Origin of the sequence: Mesorhizobium sp. M1348, assembly GCF_040317925.1 — a bacterium.
GTDB lineage: Bacteria > Pseudomonadota > Alphaproteobacteria > Rhizobiales > Rhizobiaceae > Mesorhizobium.
Genome location: NZ_JAMYLH010000003.1, coordinates 153,201 through 173,488, shown reverse-complemented (window position 1 = coordinate 173,488; position 20,288 = coordinate 153,201). Strand labels below are relative to the sequence as shown.

The 20,288-nt window shown below is 63.3% G+C and carries 18 protein-coding genes; 13 read left to right on the top strand and 5 right to left on the bottom strand.

Features of this window, described 5'->3' with window-relative positions; all coding sequences use genetic code 11:
• The first annotated feature begins 153 nt into the window (after nt 1–153).
• The 8 genes from NKH13_RS07845 (at nt 154) to NKH13_RS07810 (ending at nt 8,942) form a co-directional block, all read left to right on the top strand.
• Nucleotides 154–1,464: an ABC transporter substrate-binding protein gene (locus NKH13_RS07845; RefSeq protein WP_352467784.1), complete on the top strand. Its 1,311-nt coding sequence runs from the start codon at nt 154–156 to the stop codon at nt 1,462–1,464.
• A 113-nt stretch (nt 1,465–1,577) separates the two neighbouring features.
• On the top strand, nt 1,578–2,450 hold the full coding sequence (locus tag NKH13_RS07840; protein WP_031195183.1) for a carbohydrate ABC transporter permease: 873 nt from the start codon (nt 1,578–1,580) through the stop codon (nt 2,448–2,450).
• Nucleotides 2,451–2,461: 11 nt separating this feature from the next.
• Complete coding sequence (locus tag NKH13_RS07835; RefSeq protein ID WP_352911877.1) at nt 2,462–3,286, top strand: carbohydrate ABC transporter permease; 825 nt, start codon at nt 2,462–2,464, stop codon at nt 3,284–3,286.
• Between the two features lie 51 nt (nt 3,287–3,337).
• A complete protein-coding gene (locus NKH13_RS07830) occupies nt 3,338–4,342 on the top strand; it encodes an ABC transporter ATP-binding protein (protein WP_352911875.1) in 1,005 nt (334 codons plus the stop codon).
• Nucleotides 4,339–5,109 carry an L-iditol 2-dehydrogenase gene (locus NKH13_RS07825; protein WP_352911874.1) on the top strand — a complete coding sequence of 257 codons (771 nt, stop codon included), beginning with the start codon at nt 4,339–4,341 and terminating at the stop codon, nt 5,107–5,109. Before NKH13_RS07830 ends, NKH13_RS07825 begins: the two co-directional genes overlap by 4 nt.
• A gap of 72 nt (nt 5,110–5,181) precedes the next feature.
• The gene (locus NKH13_RS07820) at nt 5,182–6,660 is read left to right on the top strand and encodes a mannitol dehydrogenase family protein (RefSeq protein ID WP_352911872.1); all 1,479 of its coding nucleotides are present in this window, start codon (nt 5,182–5,184) and stop codon (nt 6,658–6,660) included.
• 15 nt (nt 6,661–6,675) lie between these two features.
• Entirely contained in the window at nt 6,676–7,359 is a 684-nt protein-coding gene (locus NKH13_RS07815; protein WP_352911869.1) for an HAD family hydrolase, read from the top strand.
• The gene (locus NKH13_RS07810) at nt 7,356–8,942 is read left to right on the top strand and encodes an FGGY-family carbohydrate kinase (protein ID WP_352911867.1); all 1,587 of its coding nucleotides are present in this window, start codon (nt 7,356–7,358) and stop codon (nt 8,940–8,942) included. The genes NKH13_RS07815 and NKH13_RS07810 overlap by 4 nt, the downstream gene beginning before the upstream one ends.
• Nucleotides 8,943–8,956: 14 nt before the next feature.
• On the opposite strand, the gene NKH13_RS07805 is transcribed toward NKH13_RS07810, so the two are convergent.
• Nucleotides 8,957–9,538: a histidine phosphatase family protein gene (locus tag NKH13_RS07805; RefSeq protein WP_352716406.1), complete on the bottom strand. Its 582-nt coding sequence runs from the start codon at nt 9,536–9,538 to the stop codon at nt 8,957–8,959.
• Nucleotides 9,539–9,770: 232 nt separating this feature from the next.
• Here NKH13_RS07805 and NKH13_RS07800 point away from each other — a divergent pair, with 232 nt between their 5' ends.
• Nucleotides 9,771–11,174, top strand: a complete 1,404-nt coding sequence (locus tag NKH13_RS07800) for an MATE family efflux transporter (RefSeq protein ID WP_352592983.1) — start codon at nt 9,771–9,773, stop codon at nt 11,172–11,174.
• A 16-nt stretch (nt 11,175–11,190) separates the two neighbouring features.
• Here NKH13_RS07800 and NKH13_RS07795 read toward each other — a convergent pair whose 3' ends face one another.
• The 4 genes from NKH13_RS07795 to speB form a co-directional block, all read right to left on the bottom strand.
• A complete protein-coding gene (locus tag NKH13_RS07795; protein WP_352716354.1) occupies nt 11,191–11,838 on the bottom strand; it encodes an amino acid ABC transporter permease in 648 nt (215 codons plus the stop codon).
• A complete protein-coding gene (locus NKH13_RS07790; protein WP_352911864.1) occupies nt 11,835–12,503 on the bottom strand; it encodes an amino acid ABC transporter permease in 669 nt (222 codons plus the stop codon). The genes NKH13_RS07795 and NKH13_RS07790 overlap by 4 nt, the downstream gene beginning before the upstream one ends.
• Nucleotides 12,504–12,509: 6 nt before the next feature.
• Entirely contained in the window at nt 12,510–13,319 is an 810-nt protein-coding gene (locus NKH13_RS07785) for a transporter substrate-binding domain-containing protein (RefSeq protein WP_352716358.1), read from the bottom strand.
• Nucleotides 13,320–13,456: 137 nt separating this feature from the next.
• Nucleotides 13,457–14,518 carry an agmatinase gene (gene speB, locus NKH13_RS07780; RefSeq protein ID WP_352911862.1) on the bottom strand — a complete coding sequence of 354 codons (1,062 nt, stop codon included), beginning with the start codon at nt 14,516–14,518 and terminating at the stop codon, nt 13,457–13,459.
• 183 nt (nt 14,519–14,701) lie between these two features.
• Here speB and gcvA point away from each other — a divergent pair, with 183 nt between their 5' ends.
• The 4 genes from gcvA (at nt 14,702) to NKH13_RS07760 (ending at nt 20,262) form a co-directional block, all read left to right on the top strand.
• Nucleotides 14,702–15,676 carry a transcriptional regulator GcvA gene (gene gcvA / locus NKH13_RS07775; protein WP_352716361.1) on the top strand — a complete coding sequence of 325 codons (975 nt, stop codon included), beginning with the start codon at nt 14,702–14,704 and terminating at the stop codon, nt 15,674–15,676.
• A gap of 194 nt (nt 15,677–15,870) precedes the next feature.
• Entirely contained in the window at nt 15,871–17,175 is a 1,305-nt protein-coding gene (gene pncB / locus NKH13_RS07770) for a nicotinate phosphoribosyltransferase (RefSeq protein ID WP_292662367.1), read from the top strand.
• A 176-nt stretch (nt 17,176–17,351) separates the two neighbouring features.
• Nucleotides 17,352–18,794, top strand: coding sequence for a hypothetical protein (locus NKH13_RS07765; RefSeq protein WP_352716363.1), 1,443 nt, complete (start codon nt 17,352–17,354; stop codon nt 18,792–18,794).
• Nucleotides 18,795–18,957: 163 nt separating this feature from the next.
• Nucleotides 18,958–20,262 carry an ABC transporter substrate-binding protein gene (locus NKH13_RS07760; RefSeq protein ID WP_352467797.1) on the top strand — a complete coding sequence of 435 codons (1,305 nt, stop codon included), beginning with the start codon at nt 18,958–18,960 and terminating at the stop codon, nt 20,260–20,262.
• Nucleotides 20,263–20,288: the final 26 nt, after the last annotated feature.

The following is a 20,288-nucleotide window of genomic DNA, read 5'->3' as shown; positions in this document are numbered from 1 at the left end:
TCTCACATATCCCGCGAGTGGCCCAGGCTTGCCGCTGCACGAGACCGACGTGCTGCGCTGCAGCAACGAATCCGTCTTGACATAATTCACCTTAAGTGAGTAATTGCTCACAGCCAAGGCAAATGCTCATCTTGGTTTATGGGAGGAATTTTGATGAAACTTCGCACGTTCACCCTAGGCCTGTTCTCGGCCAGCGCGCTTGCTTTCGCCGCGCATGCCGAATCCATCACCATCGCCACGGTCAACAATGGCGACATGGTCCGCATGCAGAAGCTGACCGACGACTTCACCGCAACGAATCCCGACATTCAGCTGCAGTGGGTCACGCTCGAGGAAAATGTCCTGCGCGAGCGCGTCACCACCGACATCGCCACCAAGGGTGGCCAGTACGACGTGATGACCATCGGCACCTACGAGGTGCCGATCTGGGCCAAGCAGAGCTGGCTCTTGCCTCTCGACAAGCTCGGCGACGATTACGACGTCAAGGACATCATCCCGGCCATAGCCGGCGGCCTGTCGGTCGACGGCAAGCTCTATGCAGCGCCGTTCTACGGCGAAAGCTCCTTCGTCATGTACCGCAAGGACCTGATGGAAAAGGCCGGGCTCAAGATGCCCGATGCACCGACTTGGGACTTCATCAAGCAGGCCGCCGACAAGATGACCGACCGCGCCAACGGCGTGAACGGCGTCTGCCTGCGCGGCAAGGCAGGCTGGGGCGAGAACATGGCCTTCCTGACCGCCATGTCGAACTCGTTCGGTGCGCGCTGGTTCGACGAGAACTGGAAGCCGCAATTCGACCAGCCCGAATGGAAGAACACGCTGCAATTCTATGTCGACCTGATGAAGGCCGACGGCCCCGAGGGCGCGTCGTCCAACGGCTTCAACGAAAACCTGGCGCTGTTCCAGCAGGGCAAATGCGGCATGTGGATCGACGCCACCGTCGCTGCCTCCTTCGTCTCCGACCCGAAGAACTCCACCGTCGCCGACAAGGTCGGCTATGCGCTGGCGCCGGACAATGGCCTCGGCAAGCGCGGCAATTGGCTGTGGGCATGGTCGCTGGCCATCCCCGCCGGCACCCAGAAGGCCGACGCCGCTCAAAAGTTCGTATCCTGGGCTACCAGCAAGCATTATGCCGAGCTCGTCGCCTCGAAGGAAGGCTGGGCCAACGTTCCGCCGGGAACGCGCTCCTCGCTCTATGCCAATCCCGAGTACCAGAAGGCAGCGCCTTTCGCCAAGATGACGCTGGACTCGATCAACTCCGCCGATCCGACGCACCCAACCGTCAAGCCGGTGCCTTATGTCGGCGTCCAGTTCGTCGCCATTCCTGAGTTCCAGGGTCTCGGCACCACCGTCGGCCAGCTCTTCTCAGCGGCACTTGCCGGCCAGTCGAGCGTCGACGATGCCTTGAAGCAGGCGCAGGACGCCGCCACCGCGACGATGACCGAGGGCGGTTACATCAAGTAGGTTCCTCCCGGTGCCGGTTGCCAATAGCAATCGGCACCGGCCGCCCGAATCCCAGTTCGGGCGGCCAGCTTCATACCGCTGAAAAACTTGGCTGACCTCGAAGGGTGACCGTCATGGCTACTCAGCAGACCCGTTCGCTTGCCCGTTTCATGATGGCGCCATCCGTGGTGCTGCTGCTGGTTTGGATGATTGTGCCGCTGGCATTCACGCTGTGGTTCTCCTTCCAGCAGTACAATCCGCTCAATCCGATGCGCGACGGCTTCGTCGGCTTTTCGAACTACGCGCTGTTCTATTCCAACCCGGCATTCCTGCAGTCGATCCTCAACACGCTCACCATCGTCGTCAGCGTGCTTTTGATCACGGTGATCGGCGGTATCTTGCTGGCGCTTCTGCTCGATCAGCCGATGTGGGGACAGGGCATCGTCCGCATCCTCGTCATCTCGCCGTTCTTCGTCATGCCGCCGGTGGCAGCACTGGTCTGGAAGAACATGATCATGCATCCGCAGTACGGTGTCTTCGCCGATATTGCGCGCTTCTTCGGCGGGCAGCCGATCGACTGGTTCGGGCAGCACCCGCTCCTGGCGATCATCATCATCGTTGCCTGGCAGTGGCTGCCGTTTGCGACGCTGATCCTGTTGACCGCGCTTCAGTCGCTCGACGGCGAGCAGAAGGAAGCCGCCGAAATGGACGGTGCCGGCTTCATCAGCCGCTTCATTTATTTGACGCTGCCGCATATGTCGCGCGCCATAACCGTCGTCATCCTGATCCAGACGATCTTCCTTCTGTCGGTCTATGCCGAGATCCTCGTCACCACCAATGGCGGCCCGGGTTACGCCTCTACCAACCTGCCCTTCCTCGTCTACCAGAAGGCATTGCTGGAGTTCAAAATCGGCCAGGCGTCCGCCGGCGGCATCATCGCCGTCATTCTCGCCAACATCGTCGCCTTCTTCGCCATGCGCGCCGTCGGCAAGAACCTGGACAAATAAGGGAGGCTAAGATGGCACGTGCAGTCACCACCCAGCACAAGACGATTGCGACCGCGGCCGCCTGGATCGTCGCGCTACTGATCTTCTTCCCGATCCTCTATACGATCATCACTTCGTTCAAATCGGAGCAGGAGGCCATCCAAGGCTTCAACCTGTTCCCGTCGGGAACCACGGAGAGCTATTCCGAGGTCCAGGCGCAGAGCGGCTATTTCAAATTCTTCCTGAACTCGGTGTTCCTGTCGGTCGGCTCGACCGTCCTGGCTCTGCTTGTCGCCGTACCGGCGGCATGGTCGATGGCGTTTTCGCCGAGCAAACGCACCAAGGACATCCTGATGTGGATGCTTTCCACCAAGATGATGCCGGCCGTCGCCGTGCTGTTCCCGATCTATCTGATCTTCCGCGATACCGGACTGCTCGACAGCCGCATCGGCCTGATGGTCATGCTGATGCTGATCAACCTGCCGATCGTGGTCTGGATGCTCTACACCTATTTCCGCGAGATCCCGGGCGAGATCCTGGAAGCGGCGCGCATGGACGGCGCATCGCTCTGGAACGAGATCATCTACGTGCTGACGCCGATGGCGGTGCCCGGCATCGCCTCGACCATGCTGCTCAACATCATTCTCGCCTGGAACGAGGCGTTCTGGACGATCCGGCTGACCACCACCGAGGCCGCGCCGCTCACCGCTTTCATCAGCTCCTTCTCCAGCCCGCAGGGGCTGTTCTGGGCCAAGCTTTCGGCCGCCTCGACGCTGGCGATCGCGCCGATCCTGATCATGGGCTGGTTCAGCCAGAAGCAGCTGGTCCGCGGCCTGACATTTGGGGCAGTAAAGTAACGGAAACTGCCTGACGCAAAACGACGAAATAGCCCTTCGGGGGAGGAAATCATGGGAAACATCACGCTCAAGAACGTCTCCAAATCCTTCGGGGCGACATCCATCATTCCCGGCCTCGACCTGGTCATCGAGAACGGCGAGTTCGTCGTCTTCGTCGGCCCGTCAGGCTGCGGCAAGTCAACGCTGTTGCGTCTGATCGCTGGCCTGGAGGATACCAGCGGCGGCACCATCAATATCGATGGCCGCGACGTCACCGGTGAGGCGCCGGCCAAGCGCAAGCTGGCGATGGTGTTCCAGTCCTATGCGCTCTACCCGCACATGACGGTGGCCAAGAACATCGCTTTCCCGCTGAAGATGGCGGGCGAGGACAAAGCCACCATCGACAAGAAGGTGAAGGACGCCGCGCGGATTTTGAACCTCACCAACTACCTCGACCGCCGCCCCGGCCAGCTCTCCGGCGGCCAGCGGCAGCGCGTCGCCATCGGCCGCGCCATCGTGCGCCAGCCATCGGCCTTCCTGTTCGACGAGCCTTTGTCCAATCTCGACGCGGCGCTGCGCGGCACCATGCGGCTGGAGATCAGCGAGCTACACCACCAGCTCAAGACAACCATGGTCTACGTCACCCACGACCAGATCGAGGCGATGACCATGGCCGACAAGATCGTCGTGCTCAATGCCGGCAATATCGAGCAGGTCGGCTCGCCGATGGAGCTCTACAAGACGCCGAAGAACCTGTTCGTCGCCGGTTTCATAGGTTCGCCGAAGATGAACCTGATCGAAGGCGCGCCGGCCGCCAAATATGGCGCCAAGACAGTTGGCATCCGCCCGGAGCATATGAACATTTCGAAGACGTCAGGCGACTGGAAGGCGACGGTCGGCGTTGCCGAGCATCTCGGCTCCGACACGTTTTTGCACGTCCAGGCAGATGGTGTCGGGCAGCTGACGGTGCGTGCCGACGGCGAATTGCCCGCCCATCACGGCGACACGATCTACCTGACACCGGACAAGACCAAGCTGCATCGTTTCGGCACCGATGGGAAGGCGATGCTGCAATGAGGCTCGGAGGTAAATCGGCGCTGATCACCGGATCGGCGCGCGGCATCGGCAGGGCGTTTGCCGAAGCCTACATGCGCGAGGGGGCGACGGTCGCCATCGGCGACATCAATCTCGAGGCTGCCGAGAAGACGGCTTCGGAAATCGGCGGCAATGCCTACGCGGTGAAGCTGGACGTCACCGATCTCGCGTCTATCGATGCGGCCGTCAAGGCGGTCGAAGCCAGGGCCGGCGGTCTCGATATCTTGATCAACAACGCTGCCCTGTTCGACCTGGCGCCGATCGTCGAGATCACCAAGGCAAACTACGACAAATTGTTCTCGGTCAACGTTGCCGGCACGCTGTTCATGCTGCAGGCCGCCGCCCGTTCGATGATTGCCCGCGGCAAGGGCGGCAAGATCATCAACATGGCGAGCCAGGCCGGGCGCCGCGGCGAGGCGCTGGTCGCCGTCTATTGCGCCACCAAGGCTGCGGTCATCTCGCTGACCCAGTCGGCAGGGCTCGACCTGATCAAGCACCGCATCAACGTCAATGCCATCGCCCCTGGTGTCGTCGACGGCGAGCACTGGGACCATGTCGATGCCTTGTTCGCCAAGTTCGAGAACCGGCCGAGGGGCGAGAAGAAGAGGCTGGTCGGCGAAGCCGTGCCTTATGGCCGCATGGGCACGGCGCAAGACCTCACCGGCATGGCGGTGTTCCTGGCCAGCGATGAGGCCGAGTACATCGTCGCCCAGACCTATAATGTCGATGGCGGCCAGTGGATGAGTTGAGGGGGGCGAAGGCGCTCTTCTCCCCGTCTCCTCCACGGGGGGAAGAGCCGTCCCGCTAAAGGGTAAAAGCAGATGACCGTGAAACTCTCTTCTTCCATCCTCGCCAAGCTGCCGCCCAAGGTCGCCGGCCCGAAATATGATCGCGTCGCGCTCAAGGCCGGCATCGTGCATTTCGGCGTCGGCAATTTCCATCGCTCGCACCAGGCCGTCTATCTCGACGACCTGTTCAATTCGGGCGTCGGCCACGACTGGGCCATTGTTGGCGCCGGCGTCTTCGAGGGCGAGAAGGTCGGCCGCGGCAAGTTGCAGGAGCAGGACTGGCTGACCACCGTGGTCGAGCAGGACAGCGGCCATATGAGCGCGCGCGTCACCGGCGTCATGATCGACTTCCTGGTGCCTGGCGACGCGATCGCAATCGTCGAGCGGCTCGCCGATCCGGCGATCAAGATCGTTTCCCTGACCATTACCGAGGGTGGGTATTTCATCGATCCGGCTTCAGGCGTCTTCAATCCGACGCATCCCGACATCGTTGCCGACGCGCAACCCGGGGCGACACCGAAGACCGTTTTTGGGCTCATCCTCGCCGGGCTGCTGCGCCGCCGCGCCGACGGTATCGTGCCCTTCACCGTCATGTCCTGCGACAACATCCCCCATAACGGCCACGTCACCTCGGATGGCGTCATCGGCCTTGCGCGGCTGATCGACGAGGATCTGGCAAACTGGGTGAGCGAAAACGTTGCCTTTCCCGACGGCATGGTCGACCGCATCACGCCGGCCACCACCGACCGCGAGCGCGGCATTCTCTCCAGCGAGTTCGGCCTCGACGACAATTGGCCGGTGTTTTGCGAGCCGTTCAAGCAATGGGTGCTGGAGGACCGTTTCACCGACGGAAGGCCGCCGCTGGAACAGGTCGGCGTGCAGTTCGTCAGCGACGTCGCGCCCTATGAGCTGATGAAGATCCGCATCCTAAATGGCGGCCACGCGACCATCGCCTATCCGGCCGGGCTGATGGACATCCATTTCGTCCATGAGGCGATGCAGGAGCCTCTGGTACGCGGCTTCCTCGACAAGCTCGAGCATGACGAAATCATCCCGACCGTGCCGCCGGTGCCGGACACCGACCTCGAAGATTACTACCAGCTCATCGAGCACCGCTTCTCCAATCCGAAGATCGGCGACACCATACGCCGGCTTTGCCTCGACGGCTCCAACCGCCAGCCGAAATTCATCATTCCGACCATCGCCGACCGGCTGAAGGCTGGCAAAAGCGTCGTCGGCCTGGCGCTGGAATCTGCGCTCTGGTGTCGCTACTGCTTCGGCACCACGGATTCCGGTGCCGTCACCGAGCCCAACGACCCGAACTGGGGCCGGTTGCAGGCGACAGCCAAGGCGGCCAGGGGCATGCCTGCCGCCTGGCTTGCCATGGAGGACATCTATGGCGACGTCGGACGCTCGGCGCCGTTCGCCGAAGCGTTCGCCCATGCGCTCAAATCGCTGTGGGCGGACGGCGCGCGCGCGACACTGACGCGCTATCTCGCCGGCGAACTCTGAAGCCGATCCAGCGCGATGACGCCTGAACTGGTCATTTTCGACTGTGACGGCGTGCTGGTGGATAGCGAGATGCTGTCCGTCTCGGCATTGCTGGAGATGATCGCGCTTGCCGGCGGCAACGTCAGCGAGGACATTGCCTACGAGCACTTCCTCGGCAAGAGCATGAAGAGCGTCCGCGAAATCCTCGCAAGCGACTTCGGGCTCGATATTACCGACCAGCATCTGATCGAGATGCGCTCCGAACTGATGCGCAAGTTCCGCGAGGAGCTGAAACCGATGCCAGGCATCGCACAGGTCCTGCCGAAGCTCGGCGTGCCGTGCTGCGTCGCCTCCTCCGGCACGCTGGAGCGGATCCGCTATGCGCTCCAGGTTACGGAGTTGCTTGGGCTGCTGGAGCCGCATTTGTTCAGCGCTGCCATGGTGGCGCGGGGCAAACCGGCGCCCGATCTCTTTCTCCATGCAGCCGACAAAATGGGGGCTGTTCCGCGAAACTGCCTCGTCGTCGAGGACAGCCCGGCTGGCATCGAAGCGGCGCGGGCGGCCGGCATGCGCGTCCTTGCCTTCACCGGCGGCTCACACACCGGCAACTCGGCATTGAAAGCGCGGCTTGCGTCGAGTGAGCCGGACTTTATATTCGCTGACATGCTGCAATTGCCCGATCTGATTGCAGGCCTGGGAGCGAGAGCAAGAACACCTTGACCAACAGTTTCGTTTGCGCGGTCGATGTCGGCACCGGAAGCGCCCGTGCCGGCATTCTCGACACCGGTGGCGCCTTGCTCGGCCGCGCCGAGCACCCGATCGCCATGCAACAGCCGAAGGCCGACCACGCCGAGCACGATTCGCAGGATATATGGTCGGCGGTGTGCATGGCCGTCCGCGCTGCCCGCGAAAAGGCGCGCGTGAAGGCTGAGGATATCGTCGGCATCTCTTTTGACGCCACCTGCTCGCTGGTGGTGCGGGACCGGCATGGCGGCCAGCTCAGCGTGTCGCTATCAGGCGAAAGACGCTGGGACACCATCGTCTGGCTCGACCATCGCGCCATTGCCGAGGCCGACGAATGCACCGAAAGCGGCCATGCCGTGCTCGACTATATCGGCGGCGTCATGTCGCCGGAAATGGAGACGCCCAAGCTGATGTGGCTGAAGCGCAACCTACCCGGAACATGGAACGAAGCCGGCTACCTATTCGACCTCACCGACTTCCTGACCTGGAAGGCGACCGGCTCGCTCGCCCGTTCGCAATGCACGCTGACCGCCAAATGGACCTATCTGGCCCATGAAGAGACCGGCTGGCGGCGCGACTTCTTCGAAGCGGTCGGGCTCGGCGACCTTTTCGAGCACGGCAATCTGCCGGGAAAGGCAAGCCCGGTCGGTGCCGATATCGGTCCGCTCGGCGCACGAGCCGCGGCGGAGCTTGGCCTCACCGAAAAATGCCGGGTCGGCGCCGGCGTCATCGATGCCTATGCCGGCGCGCTTGGCGTGCTCGGCGGCTTCGCCGGTGAAGCGCAGGACATCGGCCGCCATCTGGCCCTGATCGCCGGCACGTCGAGTTGCGTCATGGCGATGTCGCCCGATCCGCAGCCTTTCGCCGGTGTTTGGGGGCCGTATTATGGCGCCGCCCTTCCCGGACTGTGGCTGTCGGAAGGCGGCCAGTCGGCCACCGGGGCGCTGCTCGATCACATCATCCGCTGGCATGGCGCCGGCGGCGAGCCGGATGCCGTCATGCATGCCAGGATCGCCCGCCGCGTCGCCGAGCTGCGCGCCGCCGAAGGCGACAATCTCGCCGCCAGGCTGCATGTGCTGCCCGATTTTCACGGCAACCGTTCGCCGCTCGCCGACCCGCATGCCGTTGGCGTCATCAGCGGGCTGACGCTGGATTCCTCCTTCGACAGCCTGTGCAAGCTCTACTGGCGCACCGCTGTCAGCATCGCGCTTGGCGTCCGCCATGTGCTGGAAGCGCTGAACGAGAACGGCTATCTGATCGACACGCTGCACGTCACCGGCGGCCACACCAAGAACCCGCTGTTGATGGAGCTCTATGCCGACGCCACCGGCTGCACGGTGGTCGAGCCGCTGGCGGACGAGGCGGTGCTGCTCGGCACCGGCATGATTGCCGCCACCGCCGCCAGGCTTTTCCCCGATTTGAATGCCGCCTGCGTCGCCATGCAGCAGGGCGGCAAGACACGAGAGCCCAATCCGGCTGCCGCCGGGCGGTTCGATCGCGATTACCGCGTGTTTCTCGAGATGCATCGGCAAAGGCAGGCGCTGGACGCGATCCGATAAATCGGGATCGGTCGCTATCTCTGGTTCCAGCGCCGGATGACCGGCTCGTCAAGATCGTGCTCATAGCCGAGCACGCTTATGCTGGCGGTATCCAGTACGAACAGCGCACCGGCTTGCGCCGGCAGGCCGAGCCAGCGTGCAGCCAGCACCCGCAGGAAATGCGAGCTTGAAAACAGCAGGACGTTGCCGCTGGCTTCGCGCAACTGGCTGACGATCCGGTCCGCCCTCGAGCCGACATCCACGGCTGACTCGCCGCTCGGGCAGCCGTCGCGAAAAAGCCGCCAGCCGGGACGCTCGACGATGATTTGCTTGGTGGTCAATCCCTCATAGGCACCATAATCCCACTCCGCCAGATCGTCCTTCTTCACGCCTGACGAGCCGAAGCCGGCCAGCGCACAGGTGTTGAAGGCGCGCTGCGACGGGCTCGACCACACCGCCGAGAAGGACAGGCCCTTGAGCCGGTCGACGAGCTGCCTCGCCGCGTCCTCTCCGGCCGGCGTCAGCGGTATGTCGGTTCGGCCGGTATGTTTTCCGGACGCACTCCATTCCGTCTCGCCATGCCGAACCAGATAGATTTCGGGAAACGCGCTCATCAGGGTGCCTTTCAAATGGATCTGCCGTGACCATAGCGGCTTCCATAGCCTCTCCAATAGCGTGCATTGAGTTGACTGGCTTAACCCTTCCGCAAGTCAGCCTCTTGCCACCGGTGCCCATTTCGTAGACAAACCCGCCGTAATGCGGAATCCGGCCGATCATGGCCGTTTCCGCGCTGAGACGCGGCTTCCGGCTCTTGCCGACGTGCCGCAATCGGATAGGCGGAAAACTAGAATGTCTGCGATCGAAGCCGACGCTCGCGCGCCGGAAAACCTTTGGCGTCGGGAAATCAGGGCGATGCTGGCGCTCGCCTGGCCGATGGTGCTGACCAATCTCGGCCAGACCGCGATGACCGCTACCGACGTCATGATGATGGGGCGGCTCGGACCGGACACGCTGGCCAGCGGTGCGCTTGGTGCCAACCTCTATTTCATGCCGCTGATCTTCGGGCTTGGCCTGATGCTGGCGACCTCGCCGATGATGGCGACCGAGCTCGGCCGTCGCCGCCACTCGGTGCGCGACCTGCGCCGCACCGTGCGCCAGGGTCTGTGGCTGGCGATCCTCATTTGCATTCCGATTTGGGTCTTTCTCTGGCACGGCGAGGCTGTGTTGCTGGCCATGGGTCAGGAACCGGCACTGGCGCATCAGGCCGGCATCTATCTGCGCTGGCTCGAATGGGCGGTGCTGCCCTTTTTCGGCTACATCGTCCTGCGCTCGTTTATTTCGGCGCTGGAGCGGCCGGGCTGGGCACTGATCATCGTTTTCGTTGCCGTCGCCTGCAACGCCTTTTTCAACTGGCTGTTCATGTTCGGCAATCTCGGCATCCAATCGATGGGCATCGCCGGCTCCGGCCTTGCCACCACGCTTTCCAGCACACTTATGTTCGCCGGCATGGCGGCGGTGGTGATGCTTGAGAAGAAATTTCGGCGCTATCGTCTGTTCGGACGCTTCTGGCGGGCCGATTGGCCGCGCTTCAAGGGCCTGCTGCGGCTCGGCCTGCCGATCGCCGGCCTGCTGGCCTTCGAGGTGACGATCTTCAACGCGGCGGCCTTTCTCATGGGCCTGATCGATGCGGCTTCGCTTGCCGCCCATGCGATCGCCATCCAGATCGCCTCGATCACCTTCATGGTGCCGCTCGGCCTCAACCAGGCGGTGACGGTGCGCGTCGGACTTGCCCACGGCGCCGGCAATCCGGAAGGTGTCAGCCGGGCTGGCTGGACCGCCTATGTCGTCGGTGTCTCCTTCATGGCGCTGATGGGGCTAGTGATGATCCTGTGGCCGCATCTCTTGATCGGCGCCTTCATCGACCTGGGCAATCCGGCTAATGCCGAGGTGGTGGCGCTTGCCGTGTCGTTCCTCGCCTTTGCCGCGCTGTTCCAGGTTTTTGACGGTGCGCAGGCGGTCGCCAGCGGCATGCTGCGCGGCCTGCACGACACCAAGGTGCCGATGATCTATGCCGCGATCGGCTATTGGGGCATCGGCCTGCCGCTCGGCGTGCTGCTGGCCTTCCGTTTCGGCTTCAATGGCGTCGGTATCTGGATCGGCCTGTCGTCGGGACTGGCGGTGGTGGCGGCGCTCTTGCTGGGGCGCTGGCTGCGGCGCGACCGTATAGCGCCGCCTCTGGTATTCGGGCGTTGAATTGCTGGTCGCCCGCTCAGCGGGCCGCCGCCCGCTGCTCGAGCGAACGTGCGTATTGCGTCAGCGGAAAGCACATGACGAAGAAGATCAGCGCTACCAGCCCATAGACTTTGAACGGTTCGAAGGTCGCATTGTTGATCGCGTTGGATGTCCTCACCAGCTCCTCGAAACCGATGATCGAGGTCAGCGCGGTCGACTTGATCAGCTGCACCAGAAAGCCGACGGTCGGCGCGCGGGTGATCGAAAACGCCTGCGGCAAGATGATCAGCCTGAGCTCCTGCAGATAGTGCAGGCCGAGGCTGGCGCCGGCGTCCCACTGGCCGCGCGGCAGCGCATCGACGCCACCGCGCCAGATCTCGGCGAGATAGGCGCTGGCGAAGAAGGTCAGGCCAAGCACCGCCGCGGTCCACGGCTCGATGCGCAGGCCCAGCATCGGCAAGCCGAAGAACATCAGGAACAACTGCATCAGCAGCGGCGTGCCTTGGAAAAGCGCGATGTAGCCCGAGGCGAACCGCCGTGCCCATTTATTCTTGGCGATCCGGAAGAACAGCACGATCATGCCGACCACCACGCCGCCCATAAACGCAGCCAACGACAAGAGCACCGTCCAGCGCGCCGCCAGCAGCAGGTTGCGCAGAATGTCCCAGAAGGTGAATTCGATCATGACACACCGGCTCCAAGAAGCCGGCGCCCGCCGCCGACCAGCAGCCGGCGCAGCCCAATCGACAGGGCGAGATAGACCATCGTCACGACGAAATAGGTCTCGAAAGCCCGGAACGTGCGTGCCTGCAGCATGTCGGCCTCGTAAGTCAGCTCGCGCACCGCGATCTGCGACACCACGGCGGATTCCAGCATCATGATGACGATCTGGCTGGTCAGCGCCGGATAGATCACCTTGAGCGCCTGCGGCAGCACGATCTTAACGAAGACCTGGCGCGGCCTGAGGCCAAGCGCCAGTGCCGCTTCCGTCTGCCCGGGCGGCACCGCGTCGAGCCCGGCGCCGACGATCTCGATCGTGTAGGCCGCCATGTTGAGCGTCATCGCCAGCATGGCTGCCAGCACCGGATCGAGCCTGACGCCGATGCTGGGCAGCCCAAAGAAGATGAAGAACAGCTGCACCAGGAAAGGCGTGTTGCGGATCACCTCGACATAGACGCCGATCGCCCGCTTGAGCAGGAGCGGACCGTTCCGCCGCCCTGCCGCGCCGAGGATGCTGAGCAACGTTCCCGCCAGCGTGGTCACGGCGATCAACAGGATCGTCGTGGCCGCGCCGCGCGCGATCGCCCCTGTCGCCCCGGCAAGCCAGCCGAAGTCGAGGCTATAGGTCACTGGCCGTCAATCCTTGAGATTGGCGGGATCGAGCGGTGTCTTCAGCCAGGCCTTCGAGCTTTCGTCCAGTCTGCCGTCGGCCAGCATCTTGGCAACTGCATCGTTGACCGCTTGCTTGAGGCGGTCTTCCTTCTTGTTGAGGCCGATATGCGAGGGCGAGGTGAGAAGCTGGAATTTCTGTTCCGGCTTCAGCGCCTCCTGGCGGGCGAGCACCTGGGCGCCGACATCGTTGCCGACCACCATCAGCTGGGTCTGACCCGAGATGAAGGCCTGGATGACGGAATTGTAGTTGTCGAAGCGGCGGATGTCGGCCGAGGCCGGTGCCGCCTCGGTCAGCGAGGTGTCTTCCAGCGTGCCGCGATTGACGGCGATCGACTTGTCGGCAAGGTCTTCCTTGCCTTTGACGGCAAGCGCGGCCGGGCCGATGACTGCGATGTAATAGGGCGCGTAGGCGGCGGCGAAATCGATCACCTGTTCACGCTCCTTGGAGTAGCCGACGCTCATCAGCAGGTCGACACGCTTGTCGGTCAGGTACGGAATGCGGTTCTGGCCGGTCACGCTGACCAGATTGAGCTTGACCTTGAGCTGGTCGGCGATGGATTGCGCCACGTCGATGTCGTAGCCCTTGATGCTCATGTCGGCGCTGGCCGAGGAGAAAGGCGGGAAGTCGGAAAAGATGCCGACATTGATCGCGCCGGCCTTGGCGATGTCGTCGATCGCGTCGGCATTGGCGGCCTGGGTGGTGAAACCAAGACCGGCCGCACCGAGCATCAGCACGGCGGCGATAGAAGATTTGAGTTTCATGTGAAGTGTCATTTTAATTCCCCTGCTGGAAGCTTGTTTGTTTGAGTGCAACCGCCGGCTCCAGCGCGGCGGTCGCCTTTGGATTCTCTAGTGAACCATGGTCTTCTCCGAAAACCGGTTCCCACTTTTCGGGATCATGGTCGAGCGTGTCAGCCCGCCTTGCCGGTGATTGCCGGGCTGAAGACCATCAGGCTGAGGATCTCGAACAGCACCTGCGCGCCGGCGTGCGCCGTGTTGGTGGTTGCGTCGTACTGTGGTGCCACTTCGACGACGTCGCCGCCGACGATGTTGAGGCCTTTCAGGCCGCGCAGCAGCTCGAGCACTTCGCGTGTCGTCAGCCCGCCGACTTCCGGTGTGCCGGTGCCCGGCGCGAAGGCCGGATCGACGCTGTCGATGTCGAACGAGACATAGGTCGGGCCGTCGCCGACTATCCTGCGCGCCTTCTCGATAATGGCGGGAATGCCGAGGCCGGTCACCTCTTCGGCATGCACCACGGTCATGCCGGACTCATAGGTGAACTCCCAAAGGTACTCGGCCGAGCCGCGAATGCCGATCTGGATGGTGCGGCTCGGGTCGAGCACGCCGTCCAGCACCGCGTTGCGGAACGGCCCGCCATGGTGGAACTTGGTCATGTCGAACAAGCCGCTGGTATCGCAATGGGCGTCGATATGGATCATGCCCACCGGCGCCTTCTTGCCGACAGCCTTCAGGATCGGGTGGCTGATCGAATGGTCGCCGCCGACCGAAAGCGGAAGAACCCCTGCGTCGACGATCTGGTTGGTGCGGCGTTCGATGTCGTCATGGCTGGTCTCCAGCCGGTAGCGGCTCTGGAATGGCACGTCGCCGATGTCGGCGACCTTCAGCTCATGCGTCGGCGCGCATTCCAGCACATGATTGTAGGGGCCGATGCGCTCGATGGCGCGCAGCGCCCTTGGCCCGAAACGGGCGCCCGGTCGGTTGGTGACGCCCAGATCCATCGGCACGCCGATCATCGCCACCTGCAGATCGCCGAAATCCGGATTGTCGGCGGCGATTTCGCGATAGGGCGCCGCGAGGAAGGTCGGGATGCCGGAATAAGGCGCCAGCCGCGTGCCGCTCTTGGAGAAGATCTTGTCGGCGACACGCTGGAATTTCGGGTCGAACATTTCGCCGCCATGACTCTCGCCATATTTGCGGCGCAACGCTTCGAGCTTGCCGCGGTCGTAACCCATGTCGGTCCTCCATGGCTGGTGCAGCGCGCGGACGGCGGCCTCGATAGCCGCAGCCGTCGGCTGTCTGCAGATTTCACGTCTTGATGCAAGGCTTGGGCAAAGTGTCCTGTAGCTGCATTGAAAAATCAATTGATATTGTTAGGGTGTCCGCTGTGAGAAAATCTCACAGAGCCTAGGTTCCAAATGGCCAAGCGTTTGCCCCCGCTCAACCCGCTGCGCGCCTTCGAGGCGACGGCGCGCCATGCCTCACTGACCAAGGCGGCGGCCGAGCTGAACGTCACCCACGGCGCCATCAGCCATCAGATCAAGGCGCTCGAGCAATCATTGGGCGTCAAGCTGTTCGAGCGTGCCGGTCAGCGGGTGAAGCTGACACCGCACGGCGCCGAATTGCTGCCGGCGGTGTCGACCGCCTTCGACGGCATCGCCGCCGCCACCCAGCGCATGACGAGGCCGGCCAGCACCGGCGCGCTGTCGGTATCCTGCGTGCCGGCGCTGCTGTTGCTGTGGATGATCCCGCGGCTGGGCAGCTTCACCTCGCAATATCCGGATATCAGGCTGACGCTGATCCCATCCAATGACGCCAAGGACGTCCGCGCCCCGCATATCGATGTCTGCGTGCACTATGGTGACGGCAGCTGGACCGACTGCTGGATGCGCAAATGGTCGGGCCTCGAACTGTTCCCGGTGGTCAGCCCGACGCTGATCAACAACCGCCCGATCCGCACCGTCCGCGACCTCGCCGATCACGTCTTCCTGCATGGCGACGATGGCCGCGAATGGCACACCTGGCTGGCCGCCGCCGACGCGCTGGACCTGGAGCGCGGCCGCCGCCACCATCTTGGCGACGCGCGCATGGCGACCGAGGCCGCGGTCCACGGCCATGGCGTGGCGCTCGGCGACACGGTGACCGCGAGCGGACTGCTCGCCAGGGGTCTGCTCGTCGCCCCGTTCAGCCTTTCCGTTCCGGCGGTCGACGATTTCTACGTCGTCTGCCGCAACGAGATGCGGTCGGCGCCGATCGTGCAATTGTTCATCGACTGGCTGTTTGCCGAGAAAGAGCAGGCCGACCGCCGCGCCGACGCGCCGGTGGCAGGCCGCATCGGCATTCGCCGCAAGCGTCCGGCGCTCAAGGTGGTTGGCGCCAAGACCGCATCCTGAGGCCGAAACGGCCATAGGCGCCGCTTGCCGCAGCGGCTTCTTTTTGTCGGGCCAGCCCGCAAAGCGGGAGGCGCTTTCAAAAATTCGATGCTAAGAGCCATTTGGAGCAATTCCAGGAAAAGTGCGCAGCGGTTTTCCGTCCGGAATTGCGCTAGACAAAAAGCTAGAGCGAGCAGCGAAGGCGGCATTGAGCGATGGCAAAGACCGATATAGCGCGGCGCGTCTACAACCACACCTGGAAGCTCGACCCGATCGTCCGCAGCTTGCTCGACACCGATTTCTACAAGCTTCTGATGCTGCAGATGATCTGGGGCATGTATCCCAAGGTCGACACCACCTTCTCGCTGATCAACCGGACCACCTCGGTCCGCCTTGCCGAGGAGATCGACGAGACGGAGCTGCGCGAGCAACTCGACCATGCCCGTACGCTGCGCTTCTCGAAGAAAGAGATGATCTGGCTCGGCGGCAACACCTTCTATGGCCGCAAGCAGATCTTCGAACCGGAATTCCTCGCCTGGCTGGAAAATTTCCGCCTGCCCGAATACGAGCTTTCCAAGCGCGACGGCCAATACGAACTCGCCTTCAGCGGTCCGTGGATGTACACGACGCTATGGGAGATCCCGGCGCTGGCAATTATCAATGAACTTCGATCTCGCGCGGCCATGCGGGCGTTCGGGCCGTTCGCGCTCGACGTGCTCTATGCCCGCGCCAAGGCCAAGATGTGGGCCAAGACCGAGCGGCTGAAGGCGCTGCCCGGCATCCGCATCTCGGATTTCGGCACCCGCCGCCGTCATTCTTTCCTGTGGCAGCGCTGGTGCGTCGAAGCGTTGAAGGAAGGCATCGGCGAGGCCTTCACCGGCACCTCGAACGTGTTGCTCGCCATGGACAACGACCTCGAAGCGCTCGGCACCAACGCGCATGAACTGCCGATGGTGTTCGCCGCGCTCACCAATTCGGAAAAGGAATTGAAACAGTCGCCCTACAACGTGCTGCAGGACTGGCAGCGCTACTACGGCGGCAATTTGCTGATCGTGCTGCCGGACACCTTCGGCACCGCGGCGTTCCTGCGCGATGCGCCGGACTGGGTCGCCGACTGGACCGGGTTCCGCCCCGACAGCGCGCCGCCGATCGAGGGCGGCGAGAAGATCATTTCCTGGTGGCGCGAAAAGGGCAAGGACCCCAAGCAGAAGCTGCTCATCTTCTCCGACGGGCTTGAGGTCGAGACCATCGAGGAGACCTACCGTCACTTCCGCGGCAAGGTGCGCATGTCCTTCGGCTGGGGCACCAACCTGACCAACGACTTCGAAGGCTGCGCGCCGACCGAGACCAACCGGCTCGACGCCATCTCGCTCGTCTGCAAGGTTACCGAAGCCAACGGCAGGCCGGCGGTCAAGCTTTCCGACAATCCGGCCAAGTCGACAGGCGACGAGAAAGAGATCGAGCGCTATTTGCGCATCTTCGGCCAGAAGGACCGCGTGGAGCAGTTGGTGAAGGTGTGAGGGCCGACAAGAAGTATTTCTTGGAAAGCATGAGTTCCCGCCCACCCCCCTCTGTCCTGCCGGACATCTCCCCCTCAAGGGGGGAGATTGGCTCTCATCTCCGCTTTGGCCAACCCTCAACAAGGCAAGAAAAGCGCCGGCCGATTCAACTGCCAATCTCCCCCCTTGAGGGGAAGATGTCCGGCAGGACAGAGGGGGGCGCCGTAGAGCGCTGCATTTCTGCAATCAGGCTCTTTCCCGGCCCCATCGCTTCCTTGGCTCTCCTGTCGCCCACTCCCGCCTTCGCTCATGCCTCCGACCGCGGCCACGTCCTGCTCCTTCCCACCGGCTACTACGTCGCCGGCGGCGCGCTCGCCGTTGCCGCCAGCTTCCTGATCCTGGCTCTACTCCCGCCGGACTCCCTCGACCGCTTCTGGCGCAAACGCCTGCCGCTTTTCGCCTTCGGCGACGGCGCGCGGACTGCCGTCAGCCTGGTAGCCTTTGCCGGCTTTGCAATTCTTGTCGCGGCCGGCCTGTTCGGCAGCCGCGACCCACTTTCCAACCCGCTGCCGCTGACCATCTGGACGCTGCATTGGGTTGGCCTGGCTCTGCTGCAGGGGCTCGCTGGCGATCTCTGGTCGTGGCTCAATCCCTGGTACGGGCCGTGCCGCGTCGCCTCGCGCCTGTCCGGCAGAACGCAGCCGTATCTGCTCCCCCAGTGGCTCGGCTATTGGCCGGCTTTCATGCTGTTCTTCGCCTTCGCCTGGTTCGAGCTTATCGACCCGGCGCCCGACGATCCGGCGCGGCTGGCCTGGGCCGCCGGCCTCTACTGGCTGCTGAGCTTTGCCGCCATGCAGGTCTTCGGCTACCGCGACTGGAGCCGCAGCGGTGAGTTCCTGACCGTATTCTTTTCCATGGTGGCGCGCTTCGCCATCGTCGAACGCAACGAGGACGGCCGGCTCAAACTCTGCTGGCCGGGCGCCAAGCTGCTTGGTGCCGCGCCGCTACCGCTCAGCGGCGTCGCTTTCCTGCTGCTTGCGCTGTCGTCGGTGTCCTTCGACGGCCTGTCGAAAACCTTCTTCTGGCTAGGCTGGTTCGGCATCAATCCGCTGGAGTTTCCTGGACGCACCGCTTTGATCGGCATCGGCAGTTTCGGCCTTGTGCTGAGCTTTGCCGTGCTTGCGGCCGTGTTCGCGCTCGCCGTCTTTCTTGGCCAGCACCTTGCCGGCAGCAAGCATTCGCTCGGTCACGCCGCCGGGCTTTTGGTCTGGTCGATTGTGCCGATCGCGCTCGCCTACCACTTCGCGCACTATCTGACGGCGCTGCTGGTCGACGGCCAATATGCGATTGCCGCTCTCTCCGACCCGTTTGCGCTGGGCTGGAACCTGTTCGGTACCGCCGACATGCCAATTGAAGCCGGCGTCGTCGCCGGCGCCGGTTCGGCGTGGTGGCTGTGGAACCTCCAGGCCGGCGTCATTATAGCCGGCCACATGTTTGCAGTGCTTGTCGCCCATGGCTTGGCCTGGCGGCTGCACCCCATTCCGGCTCGCGCCGCGCTCAGCCAGTTCCCGCTCACCGTGCTGATGATCGCCTACACCGTCCTCGGCTTGTGGCTGCTTGCCACGCCGAGCGCCGGATGAACGAGGTGCGCGATGGCCGTCAATCGAACCTGGGGGAAAGCTCGCTTGCCACGTCAGAGCTTTGGTGATTTAGTTTGTACACATGCAATTTTCGGCCCTCTTAGCAAGAGCGGCCCGCCTCGCTACAGCCATTGGTCAAAGCTCAAAAACAAGGGGAACTGCCGTGACTGACAAGAATGGGTTTTTCGATCTCTCCAGATCCGCTCTCACCCGCCGCACGGCGCTGAAGGGCCTTGCCGCCGGCGCCGGTCTTGCCGTCGCGCCGGGTTTCGTGCGTTACAGCCAGGCGCAGAGCTCGGCGCCGATCAAGATCGGCTTCCAGTCGCACCGCACCGGCATCGGCGCCGCCTATGGCCGCTGGTACGAGAAAACCACGGCGGCTGCCGTCAAGGCGATCAACGATGCCGGCGGCATCAACGGCCGGCCGGTCGAGGTGATCATCGAGGATGACGGCACCGATCCCGGCCGGGGCGCCGAAGTCGTCGGCAAGTTCGCCTCCCAGCACAAGACCGACATCGTCTACGGCACGCTGTTTTCGCATGTCGTCATCGGCTCGGCGCCGGCCGCCGGCGAGGCCAAGATGCCTTATTTTGTTGTCAGCGAAGGCCACCATGTCGCCTCGACCAAATTGAACCGCTACGTCTTTCAGCCCGGCATCACCGATGTGAAGAGCCAGATCCAGTCGATGGCGCCGTGGATTGCCGCCAACGCCGGCAAGAAGGTGACGCAGATATTCCCCGATTTCGCTTTCGGCTACGACCATCGCGACTACCTGCCGCCAGCGCTGAAGGCGCAAGGCGCCGAGGTTATCGCCCAGATCGCCATTCCGCCGACGGAATCCTCCTTCACCAAATATTTCCCGCAGATCCCCGCGGAGACCGAGGTGATCTACCACGTCATGGTCGGTCCGGCGGTGCTCACCTTCGTCAAGGAGCTCGGCGAGTTCTACGGCTCCAATCGGCCGCAGCTGTTCGGCTTCATCGATTCGCTCGAAGCCACCGACATCAACAGCCCCGGCCTGGAATTCCTCGACGGCAGCCATTTCTGGGAAGGTTCGCCGCGTTATGCGCAGCCCGATGACTCCCCTGCGCAGAAAGCCTACCGCGCCGCCGTCGGCATCGACGACAATGGTGCCGCCGTCGGCGATCCCAAGGACGTCTCCACCGCCGCGCACATGTTCGGCTGCTGGGAAACGCTCTACGTCGTCAAGAAGGCGATGGAGGACGCCGGCTACAAGGGCCCGGAAGACCGCGCTAAGCTGGTCGAGGCGACCGAGGCGTTGACAGAGTTCGCCGAGGGCCCCGAGCACCCGCAGGGACCGAAAACCTTCAACGGCAAGATCCACCAGTGTTTTGGTATCCAGAACATCTCCAAGGTCGAAGGCGGCCGGCTGAATGTCGTTCACAAGACCAAGATCGAGGACGGCCTCTACGAGCCGGAAGGGGATTACACGACGCAGGCGCTGTGAGCTTGGCTGCTGCAGCAAGGGTGAGC

Excerpts from the sequence above, each read along its gene's own strand:
- NKH13_RS07795 (WP_352716354.1), bottom strand. The coding sequence starts at position 11,838 with ATGATCGAATTCACCTTCTGGGACATTCTGCGCAACCTGCTGCTGGCG.
- NKH13_RS07845 (WP_352467784.1), top strand. The coding sequence starts at position 154 with ATGAAACTTCGCACGTTCACCCTAGGCCTGTTCTCGGCCAGCGCGCTT.
- NKH13_RS07840 (WP_031195183.1), top strand. The coding sequence starts at position 1,578 with ATGGCTACTCAGCAGACCCGTTCGCTTGCCCGTTTCATGATGGCGCCA.
- NKH13_RS07820 (WP_352911872.1), top strand. The coding sequence starts at position 5,182 with ATGACCGTGAAACTCTCTTCTTCCATCCTCGCCAAGCTGCCGCCCAAG.
- NKH13_RS07765 (WP_352716363.1), top strand. The coding sequence starts at position 17,352 with ATGTCCGGCAGGACAGAGGGGGGCGCCGTAGAGCGCTGCATTTCTGCA.
- gcvA (WP_352716361.1), top strand. The coding sequence starts at position 14,702 with ATGGCCAAGCGTTTGCCCCCGCTCAACCCGCTGCGCGCCTTCGAGGCG.
- NKH13_RS07830 (WP_352911875.1), top strand. The coding sequence starts at position 3,338 with ATGGGAAACATCACGCTCAAGAACGTCTCCAAATCCTTCGGGGCGACA.
- speB (WP_352911862.1), bottom strand. The coding sequence starts at position 14,518 with ATGGGTTACGACCGCGGCAAGCTCGAAGCGTTGCGCCGCAAATATGGC.
- NKH13_RS07785 (WP_352716358.1), bottom strand. The coding sequence starts at position 13,319 with ATGACACTTCACATGAAACTCAAATCTTCTATCGCCGCCGTGCTGATG.
- NKH13_RS07800 (WP_352592983.1), top strand. The coding sequence starts at position 9,771 with ATGTCTGCGATCGAAGCCGACGCTCGCGCGCCGGAAAACCTTTGGCGT.
- pncB (WP_292662367.1), top strand. The coding sequence starts at position 15,871 with ATGGCAAAGACCGATATAGCGCGGCGCGTCTACAACCACACCTGGAAG.
- NKH13_RS07815 (WP_352911869.1), top strand. The coding sequence starts at position 6,676 with ATGACGCCTGAACTGGTCATTTTCGACTGTGACGGCGTGCTGGTGGAT.
- NKH13_RS07835 (WP_352911877.1), top strand. The coding sequence starts at position 2,462 with ATGGCACGTGCAGTCACCACCCAGCACAAGACGATTGCGACCGCGGCC.
- NKH13_RS07825 (WP_352911874.1), top strand. The coding sequence starts at position 4,339 with ATGAGGCTCGGAGGTAAATCGGCGCTGATCACCGGATCGGCGCGCGGC.